The sequence below is a fragment of the Rhodococcus sp. ACPA4 genome, from assembly GCF_002300185.1.
GTDB classification, from domain to species: Bacteria; Actinomycetota; Actinomycetes; order Mycobacteriales; family Mycobacteriaceae; genus Rhodococcus_F; species Rhodococcus_F globerula.
In genome coordinates this window covers 1,141,477-1,158,635 of sequence record NZ_NSDY01000001.1, presented here as the reverse complement: position 1 = coordinate 1,158,635, position 17,159 = coordinate 1,141,477, and the positions used below count along the sequence as shown (strand labels likewise).

Genomic DNA, 17,159 nt, shown 5'->3' with positions numbered 1-17,159 from the left:
CCGAAAGGCATCGAATGGAGCACGGTTACGGGTTCTATCTGGACGAGTACCAGCGCGATGTCGGAGCGCACGTCCACTCCTCGATCACCTGTCCCGAGTCCGGGGGTTACCTCTCGGCGCACCTACCGGTGTTCGACCTCGCCGCCGGATCAGTGGCCGCTTTTGCGTCGGCGATAGACCGCTCGCCACTGGTTGATCGCACGCCATGGACACTCGATCCCGAACGCATCGCCGCGTCCTTCTCCAGTGACCGACTCCTGCGGATAGGCGGACAACCCGTCGACGCGTTCTCGGCGTACTCGGGCTTCTTTGCCGCCCGCGACGGCTGGGTGCGCACCCACGGCAACTACCCGCACCATCGCGACCGACTACTGTCCATCCTCGAACTGGGTTCCAGCGCAACCAAAGACGATGTAGTGCAACGGATATCCGCGATCGACGCCATCGAGATCGAACAGCGCGCCGCAGACGCCGGGGCTATCGCTGTCCGTGTCCGTACCGAGAACGAATGGCGTCTGAGCGAGCAGTACGCCACAGCGCGGTCGGCGCCACTCGTAACCATCCGAGTCCGGGACACCGAAGGATCACCCACGCATTCGCCCCGATTGCGTGTTCTGGACCTCACCCGCGTCATTGCCGGACCTGTCGCAACACGCGCGCTGGCTCTACTCGGCGCCGACGTCCTGCGCCTGGATCCCCCAGGCATGCCGGAGATCGAATGGCAGCACCTGGATACGGGGCACGGGAAGCGTTCGGCACTTCTCGACCTGAAGAGCGAAGAAGGCTCCGCACGTTTCCGCGGACTTCTCGACGCCGCCGACGTGCTGGTGACCGGGTACCGGCCAGGCGCCCTCGAGGCACTCATCGGGCACGAACTCCCCGCGCACCTGATTCACGGACGGGTCAGTGCGTGGGGCTGGGACGGACCGTGGGCAGATCGACGCGGATTCGACTCCATCGTGCAAGCCGCGTCGGGTATCTCGTTCCTCGAAGGTGGTGACAAGCCTGGTGCGCTCCCGGCCCAAGCGCTCGACCACGCAACCGGGTACTTCCTCGCGGCCGCCGTCGTGGACGCGCTGACCTTGCGGAAACAGGACGGGCTCGGTCGCGATGTCGACGTGGCACTAGCTCGGACCGGGGTCCGACTGCTCGATGCTCCGGGCCGAACCCTGCAACCTGGGCCGGCCGAAGCGCCAGGGCCAGATGTTGTTGTCACACATGGTGAAGTCACCACCGCGCGGCCGGCGCTGGCCGAGTTCGACGACTATCCGCGACCAGCACAGAAGTGGGGCAACGACGTTGCCGCGTGGGCGCGCTGAGATAGTGACGCATACAGGGCAAGATGGACATGTGAAGTCGCATACGTACACCCTGGATCTGCAATGGACAGGCGATCTGGGAACCGGAACATCCAGTTCACAAGCCTATTCGCGGGACCATTCCGTATCAGCTGCGGGCAAACCCGAACTCCTCGGCAGTTCCGATCCCGCTTTTCGTGGCGACCCGGAGCGGTGGAACCCCGAAGAACTGCTGGTCGCATCGCTCGCTCAGTGCCACATGCTCTGGTATCTCGGACTGGCGGCCGCTGCCGGAGTCGTTGTGCTCGACTACACAGATCAGCCGGTCGGCACGATGATCGAGGAGGCGGATGGTGACGGCCAGTTCATCGAAGTAACCTTGCATCCAACGGTTTTGGTGTCCGACGCATCGATGGTCGACAAGGCTGAGGCTCTACACGGCCCCGCTCACGCGAAATGCTTCATCGCGCGGTCCGTGAACTTCCCTGTCCTGAACGCGCCTACCACTGTGGCGGCTACTGATGAATAACCGTCACAAGCTGATTGTCGACGTCGACACGGGCATCGACGACTCGCTGGCCCTGCTGTATCTGCTGGCCAGCCCCGAAGCCGAGATTCTCGGGATCGCGAGCACCGCCGGAAACGTCCCTGTGGAACAGGTCGCGGCAAACAATCTCAATTGGCTCGAGCTGTGCGGAGCCCCCGACATCGAGGTTGCCCTGGGCGCCACCGTGCCCCTGGTGATCCCGCTACGGACCACCGAGGAAACCCACGGACCGCAAGGTATCGGTCATGCGGTACTCCCCGATTCCGGGCGAGAGTTGTCGGTACGTACCGCCACCGAATTGTGGGTGGACCTGGTTCGTGAATATCCCGGTCAGATCACAGGTCTGGTGACCGGTCCCCTGACGAACCTTGCCCTCGCGATCCGGATCGAGCCCGACCTCCCACGTCTGCTGAATCGATTGGTCGTGATGGGCGGATCGTTCAACTACCCGGGAAACACCACGCCTACCGCCGAATGGAACGTCTCCGTCGACCCACACGCAGCGAAGGAAGTGTTCGACGCGTTTTCCGGTGTCCCGGCGCACCGGCGTCCGATCATTTGTGGACTCAATGTCACCGAGTCGATCGAGATGTTCCCGGAACACGTCCGTCGGCTTGCCGAAGCGGCTGGGAGCACCCCGGCCGAGATCATTTCCCCGGACGACGGACCGGACGTCCGCAGCGCCGCGTCCAACAGCGTCATCCGGCACCTGTCCGACGCCATCCGGTTCTACATGGAGTTTCATCGGGAGTACGACCAGGGATTCCTCGCGCACATGCACGACCCGTTTGCCGCTGCGATTGCCCTGGACCCGACGATGGCCACACTGAGGCCGGCAACCGTGGATGTCGAAACCGAGAGCCCACTTCTGATCGGAACCACCGTCGCCGACTGGGTCGGACACTGGAAACGTGACCCCAATGCGGACATCGCCATCAGCACTGATCCGGTGAAGTTCTTCGATGAACTTGTCCAACGGGTGGGACGGTTCGCTCGCGACGTGGGTTGAAATTCGCTGTCAACGGTTATGCTCGCTAGGAACAGAACCCACAAACGAGATAAAAGGACCCCACCGTGCAGATATCCAGCTCCGATGCCTCGCCGGCATTCGCGCTCGGATTGATGGCGTTCTGGCCCACTCGTCGTAGCGCATGCTTCGATCAGGCGTGTTGCTGAGCGGCGATTTCTCGCTGCCTGCACCCCTGACTTTGTCGCTTCTTCGCTCGGAGTCTGTCTTCTCATGTTCAACCTGCTGTTGTTCACACTTGTCGGTGCCGGCGCTCAACTTGTCGACGGCGCACTCGGAATGGCGTTCGGTGTCACCGCAACCACCCTGCTGATGATCGGGGGGCTCGGGCCTGCCCAGGCCAGTGCCGCTGTGCACCTTGCCGAGGTCGGAACTACCTTGGCTTCGGGTCTGTCGCACTGGAAGTTCCAGAACATCGACTGGAAGTTGGTCGCCAAGCTCGGTGTTCCGGGTGCAATAGGCGCATTTGCCGGTGCGACGGTTTTGTCCGGCCTGTCTACCGAAGCAGCGGTCCCCATTACGGCGACAATCCTCCTCGCGATCGGTGTCTATGTCGCGCTGCGTTTCTCGGTCCGCCCACCCGCGACCGCCCATGCTCGCAGTACACCGCACACTGCTCGGTTCCTATCCCCGCTCGGTCTGTTCGGAGGATTCATCGACGCCTCCGGGGGCGGCGGTTGGGGCCCTATCACCACCAGCACCCTGCTCTCGCGTGGCAAAACTGCTCCGCGCACCGTGATCGGTTCGGTCAGCGCGTCGGAGTTCCTGGTCGCATCAGCAGCGTCGTTGGGCTTCCTCGTCGGGCTTGGCCGCGAATCTGCCGGTAATCTCCTGGTTGTCGCCGGCCTGGCACTCGGCGGAATCATCGCAGCTCCAGCCGCCGCCTGGCTGGTCAGTAGAGTTCCCGCCACCTTGCTCGGCACTGCCGTCGGCGGTGTGATCGTGCTGACCAATACGCAGAAACTGTTCAAGTCCTTCGACATCACCGGCGCTGTGACGGTGCTCGGATACGTCGCAATCATCGGCGCCTGGGCCGCGTTGCTGGTCTACGCGTGGCAGCGGTCCAAGCTCACCGCAGCCGAAGCCCAAGGCGAGTTCGCCGGTATCGAACTGGCCGTCGAGAAAGAAATCACGGAGCCGACAGTCGCGCCCGAGAAGCGATAAGTTCAGCTGCCGTAGAGCGATCCCGTCTACGAACCGGCATTCAACGAAGAAAGACGACGAAGTCGGAATATCGCTCGTTCACCCGATTAACACCGGCTAGGATCCTTGTGAACAAACGGTAGTAAACGACAAACCGTTCACATGGCGCGAAAGTTGCCGATATAAGGAGTCCGCTCTGGTGATCGGTAAGGACCGCCACAATTGGTCGTCAATTCCTGACCGGCGTGCCCACCCCGAGTCGATTTCGCACCAGCCGCAATTCACGAAACTCGATAAATATGCCGCGCTGACCATTATTCGCGCACCGATCGGTTACGGGAAATCCACCCTGGTCGCCTCGTGGTTGCGCACCATTCGCGCGACTGAGCGCATTTCCGTCTGGATCCCTGAGCCCGCTCCATCCATGACGGCCCGTGAATACTGGGCACACGCGCTGCAAAGGTTCGTCAGCGCCGGAATTGTCTTTCCGAATCCTGTGATCGAGCAAGAGCAAGACCCATTCACCGCGATAGTTCGGATGCTCCGCGACAACTCGCGCCCGGTCATTCTTGTATTGATCAGGCCGGACAAAGTGGATGGCAAGTTGGACGAAAGCCTCGCCGACCTCGTCAAGTATTGCCGATGCGTCAATCTCGTTGTGACCTTGACGGGTCGCACCGTGTTCCCCGAACCTCATTTGCTCGATCTCGATCAGGAATCGATCAGCGCGCACGACCTTCTCTACACGCTCGAGGATACGACGAGCGTTCTCGAAGGTTCCGGTGCACATATCGTTCCCGGCGAAATCGAACATATTTACTCAATGACCGGCGGGTTGCCAGTTTTGGTACGCCGTTCGATTTCGGTACTCAAAAACCTTCCAACTCAGGTCGGACGCGAACACCTTCTCCGGCATAACCTACGACGAGTAATCCAGCACTACACCCAGGAATCTATCGCGGCCGAGGCGCACCTGGTCGGACACTACGATCTTGTCGTCGCTACGGCAGCAGCCCGTGAGCTCACCGTTGATACCGTCATGCACTTGCTCGAATCTTCCGAATCCTCTCAGCGGATTCGGGATCGACTCATTGCGCTCGAAGGTGCCGGGGTTCTCTCGTATGTCGACACCGAGGTCGTGGAAACCTGGAGACTGGCACCGGCGATCCGACAATCCATCCTGACGTCCCAACCCTCCGGGGGAAGTGATCCGGCCGCTCGCCTGTCATACCTATCGCGCGCTCAACTCGATGCCGGACAACACGCGTCTGCGCTCGATTATGCAGTCGAGGCACAGGACTGGCCGCTTGCAGTCGACATTCTCGACAAGCACTGGGCGACGATGATCGCGGACAACCTCGAGTTGGTTCGCTCTGCCTTCCAGCAGATTCCGCCCGAGTCCACCGACAAGCACTCGAGCTTCCGGGCCGCACGCAATCTCTACCTGCAACATCCCGACGAGCAGGTGACCTTCGGGACCTCACTCCCCGATTCGGCTGATGAGTTACGCGAACTCGGGGCGAGTGCCGATGCCGTGTCAGCTCTCACCATCGGTTGCATCCAGGCTCTGATGCTCATGCACGTCGGCGAATACGATCGCGCTGCAGATGTCACCGTGCGTCTGATCGAACTGAGCCGCTACATCACCGAGACCGATCGGCACGACATCAGCGATCGACTTTCCACCATGCGAGCGCAATGGGCAATCACCTTTCAACTGAACGGCCGACTTGCCGAATCGACAGGCCTAGCGCGAATGGCCTACTGGAGCGGGAAATCGCAGCGCATCGACTACATCGCGCGAAGCGCCGCCGGCACAGCGGCGCTGAACTGGGCGGTAGTCGGTGAACTGCGCCGCGCACGGCAATGGTTGGATCTCGAAAACCAACATCGAAACGTCGAGATCAAGATGCAATCCCAGGTCAAGGTTGCCGGATTAACGGCCGGCGCCTTGGTGTCCCTCGATTCACTCGATTTCGAAGATGCCGAACGGGCACTGACCGAACTGGGGCACCCCACCGAGAACGATGCACTCTATGCGGACGAATTCTGGGCGTTCACCGTCTACGCCCGCAGTCAGTTCGCCCTCAGCAACAGTGACGCGTTCTCAGCGTTGTCGTTGCTGCGCAGAACAGTCGCTGCCCACTCCGCGCAGTGCAACCCGACGTCCATTGCCGAGCCACTGATGCTGTCCACCGAGATGGATTTACTTCTGGCCCTCGGCGAAGGAAACCAGGCCGCGTCACTTGCAGAGGGCATCGCCGATCCTGGAAGCAACCCGTGGACCCTGGTGTCGGTCGCACGCGTCCGACAGCGTATGGGCCAGAACAAATCGGCGATCATCCTGTGCAATCAGTACCAGTGGAAGGGCGAGCCGTACCCGCGCGCACAGATGGAATCCCTTCTGGTTCAAGCAGTTGCACATTCGGAACTCGGTGAGCATCATCGTGCAATCGAGGCGTGGTCCTACGCCTGCGCTATCGCAGACCAGACCGGACTGTTGCGCCCCTTCTCGACCATCGCCGCCGAAGATATCGAGAAGCTGGAAGCGGCCGCATCCACGCAATCGAAGGCACTCGAGAAATTTACGAAAGTCTTTACCCCGGAATCGTTTCCGAAGTCCGTGCACATTGTCATCCTGACCGGTGGAGAACAACGGGTCCTCGCACTACTTGCCCTCGGCATGACCACCGTTTCGATGTCCAGGCAACTTCATGTCTCCGCCAACACGATCAAGTCGCAATTGCGTTCCCTGTACAAGAAACTCGACGCACACAATCGCGACGAGGCACTGGCGAAGGCACATGCATTACAGCTCCTCTGACGTTCGACATCGGTCGTCTCACGGACTCTGTTGTGCACCGCACCTGCAGAAACAGCACGGTCGTTGCACCTCCTCGAAAATGAGGAGTCGCAACGACCGTGCCTGACTTCTAGTGCTACTTGTCGCTTCCGTCGAATGCGTCCAGAATCCGCTGAGCAGCCAACGCCGCAGTCAACGATCCTTCGCGTACGCTTCGTTCGACATCGGCACGAATCGCGCGAACGTGCTCGTTGGCCGAAAGTCGGCGCAGCAGCTGGTCGTTCACCATCGTCCAGGTCCAGTCGACCTGTTGCTTCCGACGCTTCTCCTCGAACTGACCTGCTTCGGTCAACACCTCACGGTGCTTGGTGACAGTTCCCCAGAACTCGTCCAGGCCAAGACCTTCGAGACCGCTCATCGTGATGACGGGCGGCTTCCAGATAGCGTCGTGCGGGTAGATCAGACGAAGCGCTCCCGCAAGTTCGCGGGCAGCGCCCTGCGCCTCGCGCTCATGCTTGCCATCGGCCTTGTTGACCGCGACCAGATCTGCGAGTTCCAGAACACCCTTCTTGATGCCCTGCAACTGATCTCCGGTACGAGCGAGGGTCAGGAACGTGAAGCAGTCCACCATGTTGGCAACAGTGACTTCGGACTGCCCGACACCCACTGTCTCCACCAGGATGACGTCGAAACCAGCAGCTTCGAGAAGCACGATGGTCTCGCGGGTTGCCTTGGCAACACCCCCGAGCGTGCCGGACGTCGGTGATGGCCGGATGTACGCGTTCGGTTCGACGGTAAGCCGAGCCATGCGCGTCTTGTCGCCGAGAATCGAGCCGCCGGTGCGGGTGGACGACGGATCGACCGCCAACACCGCAACCCGATGTCCCTTGCCCAGCAAGTACATTCCGAGCGCGTCGATGAACGTCGACTTGCCGACGCCGGGAACGCCGGTGATGCCGATGCGGTGCGCTCCCCCGGCTTCGGGCAGCAACTTCAGCAGTAGTTGCTGCGCGAGCGCCCGGTGATCGTCGCGTGTGGATTCGACGAGGGTGATCGCCCGGGCGAGGCCGGCGCGCTGATTTGCGCGCACGGCCTCGGCAAGGGAATCAACAGATGGCCTAGCAGCCGGCGTCGGCGTGTCGATGGGCTGTGCCATCTTCAGTCAACCCCTTCTCAGCTGCGATCGTGGCCCAGTTGGACGGCCAGCTTCTCCAGCAATCCGCTGGCAGCGTCGGCGATGACGGTTCCGGGCGGGAAGATGGCAGCAGCGCCGGCTTCGTAGAGTTCGTCGAAGTCGCCGGGCGGGATGACTCCGCCGACCACGATCATGATGTCGGGACGACCGGCCGCAGCCAGCGCTTCCCGCAGCGCCGGCACCAAGGTGAGGTGACCGGCTGCCAACGACGACACACCGACTACGTGGACGTCGTTGTCGGCCGCCTGATTGGCGACCTCTTCGGGGGTCTGGAACAGCGGTCCGACGTCAACGTCGAATCCGATGTCCGCGAAGGCCGTGGAGATGACCTTCTGGCCACGGTCGTGACCGTCCTGGCCCATCTTCGCAACGAGGATGCGGGGACGACGTCCCTCGTCCTCGGCGAACTTCTCGACCAGTTCCATTGCCTTGCTGATGTTGCTCACCGATCCTGCCTCGTCTCGGTACACACCACTGATGGTGCGGATCTCGGCCTGGTGGCGTCCGTAAACCTTCTCGAGGGCATCGGAAATCTCGCCGACGGTAGCCATAGCGCGAGCGGCAACAACTGCGAGGGCGAGGAGATTGTTCTCCATGCCGCCTTCGGTGGATGCGGCAGCGCGGGTGAGGTTCGCGAGTGCGGCCTCGACGGCTTCCGGATCACGTTCCGCGCGAAGACGAACCAGCTTCTCGAGCTGTTCCTTGCGCACCTTGGAGTTCTCGACCTTGAGAACTTCGATGGTGTCGACCTCGTCGGGAACGTACTTGTTGACGCCGACGAGCGGCTGCCGACCGGAGTCGATGCGCGCCTGCGTGCGAGCGGCAGCTTCCTCGATACGCAGCTTCGGGATGCCTTCGTTGATGGCCTGAGCCATTCCGCCGGCTTCCTCGACCTCTTCGATGTGCTTACGTGCCCGGTTGGCGAGCTCGTTGGTGAGCCACTCGACGTAGTACGAGCCGCCCCACGGATCGATGGGCCGAACCGTACCGGACTCCTGCTGCAGCAGCAGCTGGGTGTTGCGGGCGATACGCGCGGAGAAGTCCGTCGGCAGTGCGATGGCCTCGTCGAGTGCGTTGGTGTGCAGTGACTGCGTGTGTCCCTGGGTGGCAGCCATGGCTTCGACGCAGGTACGCGGAACGTTGTTGAAGACGTCCTGCGCGGTCAGCGACCAGCCCGAGGTCTGCGAGTGGGTACGCAGCGAGAGCGACTTCGCGCTCTTGGGATCGAACTTGGCAACAAGCTCGGCCCACAGGAGGCGTCCGGCGCGGAGCTTGGCGACCTCCATGAAGAAGTTCATGCCGATGGCCCAGAAGAAGGACAGGCGCGGTGCGAACTTGTCGATGTCCATACCGGCGTCGAGGCCGGCGCGAATGTACTCGACGCCGTCAGCGAGGGTGTATGCCAGTTCCAGATCGGCCGTCGCTCCGGCTTCCTGGATGTGGTAACCCGAGATGGAGATGGAGTTGTACTTCGGCATTTCCGCACTCGAGTACGCAAAGATGTCCGAGATGATCCGCATCGAGGGCTTGGGCGGATAGATGTAGGTGTTGCGGACCATGAACTCTTTGAGGATGTCGTTCTGGATCGTTCCGGCCAGCTTGTCCGGAGTGACACCCTGCTCGCCTGCCGCAGCAACGTACAGCGCGAGAATCGGCAGCACAGCGCCGTTCATCGTCATCGAGACCGACACCTGTGAGAGGTCGATTCCGTCGAAGAGTTGACGCATGTCGAGGATGGAATCGATTGCGACACCGGCCATTCCGACGTCACCAGCAACGCGGGGGTGATCGGAGTCGTAGCCGCGGTGGGTCGCGAGGTCGAACGCGACCGACAGGCCCTTCTGACCGGCCGCGAGGTTGCGACGGTAGAACGCATTGGACTCGGCGGCAGTGGAGAAGCCGGCGTACTGGCGAATGGTCCACGGCTGGTTCACGTACATGGTCGGGTAGGGACCACGCAGGAACGGTGCAGCACCCGGGAAGCTGTCGAGCGGGTAACCGGACTCGGCGGCGGCCGCGCGGTCTGCACCGGTGTACACCGGCTTGACGTCGATACCCTCCGGCGTGGACCAGACAACCTGCTCAGCGGCGTAGTTGTTGGCGGTGGCACCCTCTTCGATGAGGGCCTGTGTCTGCTCGACCGACGGTGGTGTGGGTGCCGGAGACTGCGGGTCCTCGAGTGGGACCTCGGCGAAACTGCCGATCACGTGCTTGACCTCTCGTGTCGTCACTTGGAGCTTCCCGTCTCGATGAAGTCGAGCAGTTCGGTCAGAGCCGATACTGCGTCGATGCGGGCTGTGAGGAATCCGTCCGGACGCGAATCGCCCGCGGCATCGCCGACGGCCTTTTCCGGGCCGGCCAGCAGCACCTTGGTGATACCGGCAGCGCGCAATTCTGCGACGGCCGCTGCGGCGCTCTCGCCGTAACGCTTGTCCGTGCCACACAGCACGGCGACGGTGGCACCGGAAGCCTTGACTGCAGCGGAGATGGCTTCTGCGCCTACCTCGAGCGGGCCGGGGTTGACTGCGTCGATACCGCCCGAAGCGAGAAGGTTCGACGCAAACGTGGTGCGCACATTGTGTTCTGCAACCGAGCCCAGCGGCGCGAGCAGCGCAGTGGGGCGGGCGCCGCCGGCAGCGAGGAATGCGTCCGAGCGGTCACGAAGCGCTTCGAACGCAGCCGCGTACCGGGCGACGGACTGGCCGGGCTCGACGGCTTCGGCGGAAAGCGGTGTTTCGCCGAGGTTCGGGAACTCGTTGACACCGGTGACCGTGGTCTTGCGGTGTGCGATGTCGGAGTCACGCTTGGCCTTGGTAGCGGCGATGCGATCGGAGACGATTCCCGCTTCGAGTGCAGCCAGATATCCGCCGGCTGCTTCGATTTCCTGGAAGAACTCCCAGGCAGTCGCGGCGATCTGCTGTGTCAGGTCTTCGACATACCAGGAGCCGGCCGACGGATCGAGCACGCGGCCCAGGTGCGACTCCTCGAGGAGAAGCAACTGCGTGTTGCGCGCGATGCGTGAGGAGAAGGACTTGCTGACACCAAGGGTGCCGTCGGCCAGGGCGACGTCGAACGGAAGAACCGTCACCGCGTCTGCTCCACCGACACCGGCGCCGAATGCGGCGAGGGTGGTGCGCAGCATGTTCACCCAGGGATCACGCTGAGCCATCATCGCGGCGGACGTGACAGCGTGCTGTGGTGCGCCGCCGAAGTCGGATGCGCCGCAGACCTGAGCGATGCGGGCCCACACGAGACGTGCGGCGCGGAACTTCGCGATGGTCTGGAACTGATCGTCGGTGGCTGCGTAACGGAAAGCCAACTGCGCCAACGCAGCACCGATGGTCAGATCGCCGTCTGCGGTAAGCGCGCGGAGGTATTCGAGACCGGCTGCGACGGCCGCTCCGAGCTCCTCGGCGTCACCGGCGCCGGCATTGTGGAATGCCGTGCCGTCGACGGTGATGGCCCGCACCGATTCGGCGCGAGCGTCAGCGGCGACAGCTAGCTCGACTGCTTCTGTCAGCTCGACGTCGGCTGCGCCGGAGAAGGAACTCGTCAGAGGTGCCGTGCCGAGGTTGATGCGGATGCTTGCGCGATCGCTGACTCCGTCACCGGCTTCAGCGCGGGCATCGAGCACTGCCAGGATCGCGCGGGCGGCGGCGCTTGCTTCGGCGCCGGCATCGAGTGTGAGCGGAGCCAGATCGAGGAGCACGCCCTCGAGCGCCGCGTTCAGATCGTCGACGGAGACGCCACCGAGTCCGGCTTTGAGCCAGATCGCACTGACACCGTTCTCGAGTGCGTCGAGGATGGTCCGGTTGGTGTCTGCGGCGGAAGCGGTTCCGAACTGAGCCGAAACCAACCAGCCTGCATTGACGTCGCGATGAGCGTCGACTCCGCGGACGTACGGGAAGCTACCGGGCAGGGTCTGCTCGGGGCGCTCGTCGCGTGGGCTGTAGAGCGGTGCGACAGTGACGCCGTCGTATGTGACGGTTTCGAGCAGTTTCTGCGGCTCGGGGCCTAGTTCTGCGGCGTCGACTCGACGGGACTTGGCGAGCACTCCGGCGACGGAGCGTTGCCACTCCGCATATGCCTGCTCGACAGCCTCGGCTTCTGAAGCTAATGACACTGTGTCCGCTGCCTCTCGTTGTGCGTAAGCGTTATACCTGTTATCGGAACTGTTCATCGAATTGCTCGTTATGGCTGTGATGCTAACCCGCCTTCGGACGTGCTTATCGTGAGGATCACGTCACGTTCGCGGCGAAGGGGTCTGCTAAGGCCGCCCGACAACTTGCCTACCGGCTGGTACGGCGCGGATTGGCGTGTAGCCATGATCCTTACCTAGCGATTGTTCAGCACGTTTACGAGTTACCGGCGAGTCGGTACCACTGGGCGGGACCTCCCACGTCACCCCTACCCGAAGGGTAGTGGTTTTCATCACATCACGCTGGTAGGGGCACCCGGTTTCCGGACGACTGGGCCGCATACGTCGGGATTCCTCACGCGCACCGGTAACCTTGTGCCCTGTGATGGGGCGCCTGCTGGACCGAAGATTGATCGCGATTGCCCTGCTGGTGCTCGCACTCTTCGTGGCGGCACTCCTTGCGCCGCACCCGTCGGTATCTCAGGTCCGGGAGTGGGCGGATTCCATCGGACCGATGTTTCCGCTCGTGTTCTTTCTTGTTCATTCCCTGGTTACCGTCGCGCCCTTTCCTCGGACGGTTTTCACCCTCAGCGCCGGCGTGCTGTTCGGATCGGCGACAGGTATCGCTCTCACCGTCGCGGCAACCACGGTCAGTGCCATCCTGGCTCTGTATCTCGTCCGCGCCATCGGCCGAGAGGTGGTCTGGCAACGGATATCGAGTCCGACAATCAGGCGAGTGGACGAGCGGATCGAGAAACGCGGATGGCTGGCCGTTGGGTCCCTGCGCTTGATCGCGTTCGTCCCGTTTTCAGTGGTGAACTACTGCTGCGGCATTTCGTCGATCCGCCTGGTGCCCTACGTGATCGCCACAGTGGTGGGAATTCTGCCCGGCACGATCGGAATCGTCGTACTCGGCGATGCCCTGTCCGGCGAAGCCGACCCTCGCCTGCTTGTGCTGTCAGGAATCTGCATTGCCATTGGCATCGGAGGATTGCTGTTCGACGCCCGCAAGACATCCGTGGAACTGCACCAGCCGTCCGATGGCCAAACACTGACGGGTCAAACCCTGGAGGTTGATAGCGAGAAGTCAACTTCTAAAGATTGACATAGAGAAGTCAACCTCTTAATGTTGACTAATGTTCGTACTGACAGTCGACCAACGCGGTAGTCGCCGTGATGTCGACCGCGTCGACAAAGTCCTTCGCGATCTCGCGTCCGCCCCCCTCGTCCGAGGGTTCGAGCGGACAGCAGGCGACGAAATTCAAGCAGTCACCGACGATCCCCAACTCCTGGTGCACCTGGCGCTCGAACTACTGCGGCGCGAATACTGGAGTGTCGGAATCGGAATCGGCCCCGTCGAAGAACCACTTCCCGCCCAGACCCGCGCCGGGCGTGGTCCGGCATTCGAAGCGGCACGCATCGCCGTCGAACGTGCCAAGAAAGCCCCCGCGCGTATCTCCGTCGAGCAGGCCCCAGCCGACGGCGACCTCGCCGAACTTGCCGCGGACATCGACGGCGCCCTGACCATGCTTGGCACGATCGTGCTTCGGCAAACACCTGACGGACGTGCGGCTATCGCATTGATGGACGACGGCCTCACCCAGGTCGCCGCCGCCGAACGGCTCGGAATCACCAAGCAGGCCATGTCGAAACGCCTGCTCACCGCCGGCTGGCAAGCCGAACTTGCCGGCCGACGACTCGCACAGCGGCTACTTGTCCGAGCCCAGACCTACACTGCTCGCACCACACACTGACAGGGGCGCATTACATGGTTGTTCTGGCACTGATCGCGCTCGCAGTTGCAGCCGCAGCACCGCTGATTGCGGCTGCGCTGCCAAAACTGAGCGGCGGCCACGTCCAGGTTCCCGAATGGGTATCCGCCACCGTGGCTCTGCCTGCCCTCGGGGTTGCGGCGCTGGCCGCCAGTCGGACCACACCGGTCACGGGATTTGCGCTCGGAGCGACACTCGTCCTGTGCATTCTGGCTTCCGCAACGGCGGGTGCTCCCGTAGTTTTGGCTACGTTCAAGGTCGCGCGGCGCCAACCAGACGGCAGCCCCGCACCCAACGCGGGTCCATTGCGCGGTGGCCGCGTCATCGGAGTCCTCGAGCGCATCGCCGTCGCAGTGTCCATTCTGGCTGGTTGGCCGGAAGGTATCGCAATCGTGTTGGCGGTCAAGGGATTGGCCCGGTATCCCGAACTGCGTGAACCCCATGCCTCGGAACAGTTCATCATCGGAACATTCGCCAGCGTCCTCTGGGCGATTGCTGTCTGCGGAACAGGAAAAGCGCTGATCACATAGTTCTGGTGATCAGCGCTTTTCGAATTCATTTCAAATATTAGTGACGCGGTCCGCCGACGGGCGGCTAGTGACGCGGTCCGCCCTCCGGCGGCTGATCTTGATACGGGTACTTCTGCTGGAATTCTCCAGGTTCCGGCTCCTGCTGGAACTGTCCGGACCATTGGCTTTCACCTGGTGCCGGCAGCGCCGGGTCGGTGAACTGCGGGGCGCTTTCGCGCTGTGCGCGAACCGCTGCCGCAGGATCCTCTACCGGTGTCCGGGCCGCGATTTCCGCAGCGCGGACAGCTTCTGCGATAGCCGGGTCGGACTTTGTCTCGAACCATTCGGCTACCTCGTCGGAATCGTCCTCCGGGCTGGGCAGGTTCTCTTCCGCCGCGGGCGGTTCGTACCGGAACACGCCGTCATCGCCTGGTGCACCCAGTGTTTTTGCGAAGCCCTTGAGTGCGTCGCCGAAATCGCTCGGCACCAGCCACACTTTGTTCGCGTCACCCTGCGCCATCTGAGGCAACGTCTGAAGGTACTGGTATGCAAGCAGTTCCGGCGTCGGCTTACCCGACTTGATGGCGGCAAAGACCTTCTCGATTGCCTTGGCTTCACCTTGCGCCTGCAGATACTTGGCAGCGCGATCACCCTGCGCGCGAAGGATTTGCGACTGACGCTCGCCCTCGGCGTTGAGAACGGAGGCCTGCTTGTTGCCTTCAGCTGACAGGATCTGACTCTGCTTCGCACCCTCAGCGGTCTTGATCGCAGCTTCGCGGTGCCCCTCAGCCGTGAGAATCATGGCGCGCTTCTCGCGGTCGGCCTTCATCTGCTTTTCCATCGACTCCTGAATCGACGGCGGCGGATCGATGCTCTTGAGTTCCACTCGTGCGACCCGCAGGCCCCAGCGGCCGGTTGCTTCGTCGAGCACACCACGCAACTGACCGTTGATGGAGTCACGCGAGGTCAGCGTCTCTTCCAGCGTCATACCGCCGACGACGTTACGCAGAGTCGTCGTGGTCAACTGCTCGACCGCGGCAATGTAGTTGCTGATCTCGTACACCGCAGCCTGCGGATTGGTGACCTGGAAATACACCACGGTGTCGATGGACAACGTCAGGTTGTCCTGCGTGATCACCGGTTGCGGTGGGAAGGACACAACCCGTTCGCGCAGATCGACCTTTGCCCGCACCCGATCCGCGAAGGGGATCAGAAATGTGAGCTGACCCGACACTGTTTTCGAGTACCGACCGAGTCGCTCGATGACCGCGGCTTCCGCCTGCGGTACCAGTGCTACCGATTTCGCAACCACCAAGATCACGAAAAGCACCAAGACACCAAGAACTATAAGTGCTGCCATGTTTTTACGGTCCCCTCCAGACAACTGCTGTTGCCCCGTTGATTTCCATCACCGTCACCGTTGTCCCCGCTGGATACACGTCAGCGCTGTCGAGCGGGCGAGCTGTCCATATCTGACCGTCCAGCTTGACCTGGCCGGCATGCTCGCCGACCTCTTCGAGAACGACGGCACGTTTACCTTCGAGCGCTTGAATTCCCATCGGAGTGGGCGGCGGAGTCCCGAAGCGTCGCAACAGGAAAGGCCGAACACCGAGAATGAGCACTCCCGAGAACACGCCGAACATGACGGCGTCGACCCACACGGGAAAATCGGTGACCGAACTGACACCGGCAGTAGCAAGCGCCCCACCGGCGAGCATCAGCAGAAAGAAATCTCCTGCCAGTGCTTCCGCGCCGGCGAGCACAAGTGCCCCGACAAGCCAAAGAAGTGCAGCCACAACACCATCTAACCAGAGAGTGTGATCTGCGCCGCGCCTACGTCAGGTTCGGCTCGGTGACAAAATCGACAAGCTGTTCGACGGCTCCGATCAGCGGAGCTTCCAGATCGCGGAAGCTCTCGACCGCGTTGTAGACACGTCGCCACCCTTCCTGAGGTGTCCCCCAGCCGAGTTCGCGGCAAATCCCCGTCTTCCAGTCCTCACCGCGCGGAATCTTCGGCCAGGCAGCAATTCCGACGGACTTGGGCCGGACCGCTTCCCAGACGTCGATGTACGGATGGCCCGTCACCAACACGTTCGGGCCGAGGCCCTGCGTCAGTTGCGTTTCCTTCGAGCCGGTAACCAGGTGATCGACAAGAACACCGACTCGTCGCCCGGGACCTGGGCCGAACTCCGCAAGTCGCTCCCCCAGGTTGTCCAAGCCCTCGAGGTGTTCGACAACTACACCTTCGACGCGCAGGTCGTGTCCCCACACCCGTTCCACCAGGGCTGCGTCGTGGACACCCTCCACCCAGATCCGGCTGGGAAGTGCTGTGCGAGCGCGTAATCCTTCAACACGGGTCGATCCCGACGCGGACCTCGCCGACTTGGCAGACGTAGCCTTAGGTGCCGGTCGCACCAACGTCACGGGTGCGCCGTCGATGAGGAATGCAGCCTCACGCATCGCAAACAGTCGCTTCTGCGAACGGCCGTCCTCGAGCCGAACAAAATCACCGTCGTACGTGCGCTCGAATCCGACGACCGCGCCGCAGAATCCCGTTGCCGCATCCTCGACGACGAGGTCGCGCTCGGCCGCCACCTGGGGCACTTGACGCTTCTGGGTGCGGGCATGGCCCGCGAAGATGTCACCGTATCCGTTTCCACCGCTCACGCCGGATAACGCTAGGTGACAACGCCCAAGGGGCACAGGTTGCCACGCCGAACTAAACTC

14 protein-coding genes are annotated in these 17,159 nt (G+C 62.4%); 8 read left to right on the top strand and 6 right to left on the bottom strand.

Translation table 11 applies throughout. The features are described from left to right. Positions 1–14 precede the first annotated feature (14 nt). The 5 genes from CJ178_RS05375 (at position 15) to CJ178_RS05355 (ending at position 6,839) form a co-directional block, all read left to right on the top strand. Positions 15–1,319: a CoA transferase gene (locus tag CJ178_RS05375; protein WP_095886297.1), complete on the top strand. Its 1,305-nt coding sequence runs from the start codon at positions 15–17 to the stop codon at positions 1,317–1,319. Positions 1,320–1,350: 31 nt separating this feature from the next. Then, positions 1,351–1,827, top strand: coding sequence for an OsmC family protein (locus CJ178_RS05370; protein ID WP_033232061.1), 477 nt, complete (start codon positions 1,351–1,353; stop codon positions 1,825–1,827). Continuing rightward, positions 1,820–2,854 carry a nucleoside hydrolase gene (locus CJ178_RS05365; protein ID WP_095886296.1) on the top strand — a complete coding sequence of 345 codons (1,035 nt, stop codon included), beginning with the start codon at positions 1,820–1,822 and terminating at the stop codon, positions 2,852–2,854. Before CJ178_RS05370 ends, CJ178_RS05365 begins: the two co-directional genes overlap by 8 nt. Positions 2,855–3,085: 231 nt before the next feature. Next, positions 3,086–4,036, top strand: a complete 951-nt coding sequence (locus CJ178_RS05360; RefSeq protein ID WP_033232063.1) for a sulfite exporter TauE/SafE family protein — start codon at positions 3,086–3,088, stop codon at positions 4,034–4,036. A 178-nt stretch (positions 4,037–4,214) separates the two neighbouring features. Beyond that, the gene (locus CJ178_RS05355) at positions 4,215–6,839 is read left to right on the top strand and encodes a LuxR C-terminal-related transcriptional regulator (RefSeq protein WP_095886295.1); all 2,625 of its coding nucleotides are present in this window, start codon (positions 4,215–4,217) and stop codon (positions 6,837–6,839) included. Positions 6,840–6,954: 115 nt separating this feature from the next. Here CJ178_RS05355 and meaB read toward each other — a convergent pair whose 3' ends face one another. Genes meaB through mutA form a run of 3 tightly spaced genes read right to left on the bottom strand, consistent with a single transcriptional unit; the run spans position 6,955 to position 12,136 of the window. Next, on the bottom strand, positions 6,955–7,974 hold the full coding sequence (gene meaB, locus CJ178_RS05350; RefSeq protein ID WP_051730336.1) for a methylmalonyl Co-A mutase-associated GTPase MeaB: 1,020 nt from the start codon (positions 7,972–7,974) through the stop codon (positions 6,955–6,957). 17 nt (positions 7,975–7,991) lie between these two features. After that, positions 7,992–10,244, bottom strand: a complete 2,253-nt coding sequence (gene scpA / locus CJ178_RS05345; RefSeq protein WP_033232065.1) for a methylmalonyl-CoA mutase — start codon at positions 10,242–10,244, stop codon at positions 7,992–7,994. Beyond that, positions 10,241–12,136, bottom strand: a complete 1,896-nt coding sequence (gene mutA / locus CJ178_RS05340; protein ID WP_095886294.1) for a methylmalonyl-CoA mutase small subunit — start codon at positions 12,134–12,136, stop codon at positions 10,241–10,243. The genes scpA and mutA overlap by 4 nt, the downstream gene beginning before the upstream one ends. A 400-nt stretch (positions 12,137–12,536) precedes the next feature. Between mutA and CJ178_RS05335 the strand changes: the two genes are divergently transcribed. From CJ178_RS05335 to CJ178_RS05325, 3 genes are read left to right on the top strand one after another with little or no spacing between them, the layout of a single operon-like run. Then, complete coding sequence (locus CJ178_RS05335; RefSeq protein ID WP_095886293.1) at positions 12,537–13,256, top strand: TVP38/TMEM64 family protein; 720 nt, start codon at positions 12,537–12,539, stop codon at positions 13,254–13,256. Between the two features lie 31 nt (positions 13,257–13,287). Then, on the top strand, positions 13,288–13,905 hold the full coding sequence (locus CJ178_RS05330) for a hypothetical protein (protein ID WP_095886292.1): 618 nt from the start codon (positions 13,288–13,290) through the stop codon (positions 13,903–13,905). A gap of 14 nt (positions 13,906–13,919) precedes the next feature. After that, on the top strand, positions 13,920–14,453 hold the full coding sequence (locus CJ178_RS05325; protein WP_095886291.1) for a hypothetical protein: 534 nt from the start codon (positions 13,920–13,922) through the stop codon (positions 14,451–14,453). A gap of 64 nt (positions 14,454–14,517) precedes the next feature. Here CJ178_RS05325 and CJ178_RS05320 read toward each other — a convergent pair whose 3' ends face one another. Genes CJ178_RS05320 through CJ178_RS05310 form a run of 3 tightly spaced genes read right to left on the bottom strand, consistent with a single transcriptional unit; the run spans position 14,518 to position 17,099 of the window. Next, positions 14,518–15,792, bottom strand: a complete 1,275-nt coding sequence (locus CJ178_RS05320) for an SPFH domain-containing protein (protein WP_045067726.1) — start codon at positions 15,790–15,792, stop codon at positions 14,518–14,520. Between the two features lie 4 nt (positions 15,793–15,796). Beyond that, positions 15,797–16,228, bottom strand: a complete 432-nt coding sequence (locus CJ178_RS05315) for an NfeD family protein (RefSeq protein ID WP_033232071.1) — start codon at positions 16,226–16,228, stop codon at positions 15,797–15,799. 37 nt (positions 16,229–16,265) lie between these two features. After that, the gene (locus CJ178_RS05310; protein WP_092807988.1) at positions 16,266–17,099 is read right to left on the bottom strand and encodes a DUF3097 domain-containing protein; all 834 of its coding nucleotides are present in this window, start codon (positions 17,097–17,099) and stop codon (positions 16,266–16,268) included. Positions 17,100–17,159 lie beyond the last annotated feature (60 nt).